The organism is Streptomyces milbemycinicus (assembly GCF_002154605.1).
GTDB lineage: Bacteria > Actinomycetota > Actinomycetes > Streptomycetales > Streptomycetaceae > Streptomyces > Streptomyces milbemycinicus.
Genome location: NZ_MUNE01000817.1, coordinates 1 through 4412 on the forward strand (window position 1 = coordinate 1; position 4412 = coordinate 4412).

Genomic DNA, 4412 nt, shown 5'->3' on the forward strand with positions numbered 1-4412 from the left:
CGAACGGCTCCGCGTAGAAGTCGAGGTCGGGGGGCGTAGGTGCGGGGGAGGGAGGTCGGGCAACCTATGGATGGGAGTCCTCTGACGGCAACGCTGACGGCAACGACCACACATGGCACCCACCAGTAGCCCACCACGATCCCCAGGCCGGACCGCCGCCGAGGTCCGCACCAGGCCTTTGCCGGGCCTGATGCGGGGTCTTGTGGCCGTAGGCCATCTTCTTCGGCCTGTGGCGCTCGGAGGCGGTCAGCACGACGGGCATGGCGAGGGGGACGAGCACGGGAAGAGGCGGCCGATCCCACGGGGACGGTCGGGACCGGCGGAACCCTCCCGCACCGCCCCCGTGACGTGCGCCCGCCTTGGTTGGGCTAGCCGCCGAGAGCCCCGCCAGCCCCGTCAGGCTCTTGTTCCGAGAAGGGGTCCGCGTTGAGATGAATGACGCCGTAGTCGTAAGCGTGGCGCTTTAGCCGAGCCGGAAGTGCTGGTTGGCGTACTCCACGCAGTCCGACCGGACCACCGTGGCGCCGTTTTGAACACTGGATCCGGAAAATAGGATGAGAGGCCCGTGCCTCCTGGGCAGGGGCCCCTCGGAGTTGCTGCCTGAGGTCAGCTCGGTTGGTCTCCGGTGTAGCGGTAGATTGCGCCGTCGGAGTTGACGTGCCAGACGGTGCCGTCGGCGGCCACGCCGATGTCAACGGCCTTGCCGGGGATGCCGATCCATGGGTTGGAGTCGTGTCCGGTGTATCGGTAGATCTGGCCCAGGGAGTTCACTCCCCACACGTGGGTCCTGGACCCGACCGAGATTCGGGTGAGGCCGCCGGAGACGGCGACCCAGTCGGTGGAGCCCTGGTCTCCGGTGTAGCGGTAGATTCCCCCGCCGGAGTTGACGTGCCAGACGGTGCCGTCGGCGGCCACGCCGATGTCGACCGCCTTGCCGGGGATGCCGATCCATGGGTTGGAGTCGTGTCCGGTGTACCGGTAGATCTGGCCCAGGGAGTTCACCCCCCACACGTGGGTCCTGGACCCCACCGAGATCGTCGTGAGACCACCCGAGACTTGCTTCCAGTCAGCCATGTTCGTGTCCCTTCACCTCGAACGGTGCAAAGGGAACTTGCTGCGCGACAGAGACACCCAAACGACCGGATATATGAACTGAATGCTGAGATAATCCAAAAATCGCCGTTTGGGCATTTCCGGCCCCCTGATTGCAGGAGAGGTGGGCGGCCTCCCGCGCAATCAGGGGGCCGGAAACGCTGTAACCCACAAGTGCCCCAGAGCGGCGGCCGGTTGACAGCCTCAGGGTGAGTCGCCTTGCTCCAGGCTCGATCCCCGCTTAAAGATCTGGCGCAACTACTTAGACAAACGATCCCCAGGAGGCACCCACTCCGCCCGTATCCGTGACTTGTGGCAGTACGGCGCTCGGCCACGGCCTGGCCGTGGGTCTCCTGATGTGCGAGGCCGTATCGCCGTCGGGTCATCAGGAGCAGGAAGCCTTGCTGGTGCTCGGCGCGTGGCTGCACTCGCTGCGTACGGGAAGGCTACGCATCACCTGGGCGTACACCGTCGGTGCAGATGGCTTCGGCGAGAACGGCGCGGGCATTGCCGAGCTATGTCGCACACACGATCTTGCGATCCGGCGGACCGGGGCGATCGAGGAAGGCGTGCCGGGAGACCATGGGACAGAGGTTTTCCGAGTGCCTAGTGGACCGCTCGGAGACGACCCCGGCAAGGCTCTGGGCGAGCGCGGCGGGGCCGGAGCTGGTCCGCAGCGGGTTCCGGCTGGTTGGTGTGCAGCCGCATGGTCTATGCGTGCGCTTCGCGGCAGAGCAGACGATCCGAGATCAGTGGCCGGGCCGGGGGTTACCAGCCGTACGCTCGCTACGCGTCCCGTGTGGTCGCCGAACTCGGCTGGTCCGGTCCGGGCTTATGCGGAACGACGACGATTTGGTACTCGTCCTCGTAGAGGATCCTCCCTGGATCTGACGATCGCATCATGCGGCACCCGATCCCGTGAACAGCAAGGATCTCCAGGTAGCCGTCTACTCGTTTGATCAGGTCCCGCGACGTGGACTTGAACCAGGCCGCTGCCCCGGGGTGAAGCTCGCGGTCGTAGACCGTCGGATCGACGGAGGAGGGGTCAGGATAGGCCGCGTTGTACCAGTCATTGTTGGCCCGTCTGAAGCGTTCCTGCTCAGCGGTCAGCTTCCCGTCCCGCGCCAGCCCGTTGACCAGTCCGAACACGCCGGTGAAGTATCCGCGGTCATTTCGGACTGTGCTCTGGAAACGTACGTACAGCCCTTCGTCCACAAGTCCTCTTGCTTCGCCGATCTTCACGGCGAAGATGCTAGGGCTCCGGCTGACCGCGTGTCCCAAGGACAGCGTAGGAGCCACGCTGATGGTTGCGGGTTCCTGATCAGTCCGGCGGGCGAGTCCGACGCAGCGTTGAACCGCTAATGGTGTGGCTGGCATCCTCACCGCGGAACACGCAGGCCGCGCACGCCCGGGACCTTCGCGCGTACTTCGACTTCCCGGCATTGCGCCGGGGCCGATCGTTCGTGGGTCAGTGGGAGGCTTCGAACGCGTCTCGGACTTCCTTGGGGACGCGACCGCGGTCATTCACCTCATAGCCGTTCTCGCGAGCCCACGCACGAACCTCTTCCGCACTGGGACCGTCCACGGCGCCCCTGCGTGCCCGACTTGCCTCCTTCGTCCGGCCCACCTTCCGGCCACTCTCGATGAACGGCCGGAGCGCGTCATCCAGTTTGTCGTAGTTCTCCGGGGTGAGGTCGATTTCGTAGTTCACGCCGTTCAGGGAAAACCTGTGCGTGCTGACCTCGTCCGATTCCGTACCGGTGAGGTCGTCCGAGAAAAGGGTCACAATCTTTTGAACCATGGCCGGATGCTACCCAGCCGCTCCGGAGCAGGGTTCGCAGTGGTGCCAAATCCCCGGGCGCGCCCCAGTTCAGAGGCCCCTTCCGGCCATCGGAAGGGGCCTCTGACGTGTGTGCTGACATCAGTCCTGGAGAGCGGGTGAGCCCGGGCTTGCGCGGGGCCGGGTCAGCCCCGCGCAAGTGGGTCAGTGTCGGCTCAGCAGGTTCAGGGTGTTGGTTGCGTTGTCGACGAAGTAGACCCGGTCGGGGTTTTGGGCGATCGCGAGGCCGAACAGTGCGCCCGCGCCCGGCGGGGTGCCGCTGGTGTCGAGGGTGCGGACGGCCACCTGGGCGCCGCGGGGGGTGGTTTCCACGATGTTGCCGTCGCCGCCGTTGACGGTGAGGATGTTGCCCTTCGGGGTGATCGCCATTCCGAGCGGGCCGTTGAGGTGCCGGTCGGTGGTGACCACTCGGCCGGTGCCGGCGCTGGTGTGGCGGGTCAGGGCGTTCGGGATCGCGGTGATGCGGTTGTCGACGGTGTCCGCCACGTAGAGCGTCCCGTCCCGCAGGCCGACACCGGTCGGCCCGATGACGAGGGCATCCGGGTCGGTCTTCTCGGCGAAGCCCGAACCGATCTTGGTCGTGGCGATCCGGGTCGGCGGCCGGTTGTCGTGGGTGCGCAGAGTGATTCGCAGCACGGTGCCGCGCCGCACGATGTCACCGCCGCCGGCGACCGTGCCGTTGAGCACGTTGGTGACGAACAGATCGGTCTGCTCGCCGTGGCTCTTCGCGGTCATGTCCCAGGGGCCGTTGATCCCGTGGCCGCTGAAGGTTTCCCGGACCTTTCCGTGCTTGTCCAGCACGAGCAGGCATCCGGCCTGCGCCGTGTCGGATGTGCCGTCGGCCGTGGGCAGGCTACCTACCACCACCCAGCCGCCCGGCAGGATGGACAGTGCGGTGGTCAGCCCGACGCCGCCCGGGCATGGTCCTGGGAGGTTTTCCGGGTCGATCTGGGCGAACAGTCTGGTCGTGCCTTTGGGGCTGACCTGCACGAGGGTGGTCCCCGTGCCCTGCTCGTTCGCGGCGTTGTTGAAATTGCTGACCAGTACGTTGCCTCGCCGCAGGTCACCGATGCTCTTCTTGACCAGGGCGGTGCCGTACGGGTTCAGGTCGCCGTTGGCCGGAATCGTCGACGCGATGGTCGAGACGGTGTGCAGCGGCCCGAGGAACGGTCTTCCGTTCCTGTCCGCCGACCCGGCGGATGCCGTCTGGCCCACCGTCATGATCGCTGTCGCTGCGGCCACGGCCACTGCCGCGAGACGCGAAGCGGAAACAAGCCTCATCAGGTCGTACCTCCTCGGCGTCGTGCTGCCGTCCTGCGGCCTCACGACGGTCACAGAAAGTTGCCAATCATTACGAAACCGGACTAAATGAGGCGGTGCACGTCAGGCAGGGCCGGATGTGTGACTCGGCCATGGACCGAGGCGAACGTGGCCCAGCTCAGAGGCCCCTTCCGCTGATCGGAAGGGGCCTCTGGGGGGG

General features: G+C 66.3%; 4 protein-coding genes and 1 pseudogene. All 5 read right to left on the minus strand.

Annotation, left to right across the window (positions count from 1 at the left end; translation table 11 throughout):
• Nucleotides 1-368: 368 nt before the first annotated feature.
• Nucleotides 369-464, minus strand: a pseudogene (locus CCN51_RS60390) (ribosome hibernation-promoting factor, HPF/YfiA family); the annotation flags it as partial.
• A 142-nt stretch (nt 465-606) separates the two neighbouring features.
• Nucleotides 607-1074, minus strand: a complete 468-nt coding sequence (locus CCN51_RS46935) for a tectonin domain-containing protein (RefSeq protein ID WP_245881824.1) — start codon at nt 1072-1074, stop codon at nt 607-609.
• An 804-nt stretch (nt 1075-1878) separates the two neighbouring features.
• Nucleotides 1879-2334, minus strand: a complete 456-nt coding sequence (locus tag CCN51_RS46940; protein WP_238545408.1) for a hypothetical protein — start codon at nt 2332-2334, stop codon at nt 1879-1881.
• 226 nt (nt 2335-2560) lie between these two features.
• Nucleotides 2561-2893 carry a histone-like nucleoid-structuring protein Lsr2 gene (locus tag CCN51_RS46945; RefSeq protein ID WP_014177840.1) on the minus strand — a complete coding sequence of 111 codons (333 nt, stop codon included), beginning with the start codon at nt 2891-2893 and terminating at the stop codon, nt 2561-2563.
• A 183-nt stretch (nt 2894-3076) separates the two neighbouring features.
• Nucleotides 3077-4213: an NHL repeat-containing protein gene (locus CCN51_RS46950; protein WP_063647553.1), complete on the minus strand. Its 1137-nt coding sequence runs from the start codon at nt 4211-4213 to the stop codon at nt 3077-3079.
• Nucleotides 4214-4412 lie beyond the last annotated feature (199 nt).

Bases quoted from the DNA above. Each gene is read 5' to 3' on its own strand.
- CCN51_RS46935 (WP_245881824.1), bottom strand. From the start codon at position 1,074: ATGGCTGACTGGAAGCAAGTCTCGGGTGGTCTCACGACGATCTCGGTG.
- CCN51_RS46945 (WP_014177840.1), bottom strand. From the start codon at position 2,893: ATGGTTCAAAAGATTGTGACCCTTTTCTCGGACGACCTCACCGGTACG.
- CCN51_RS46950 (WP_063647553.1), bottom strand. From the start codon at position 4,213: ATGAGGCTTGTTTCCGCTTCGCGTCTCGCGGCAGTGGCCGTGGCCGCA.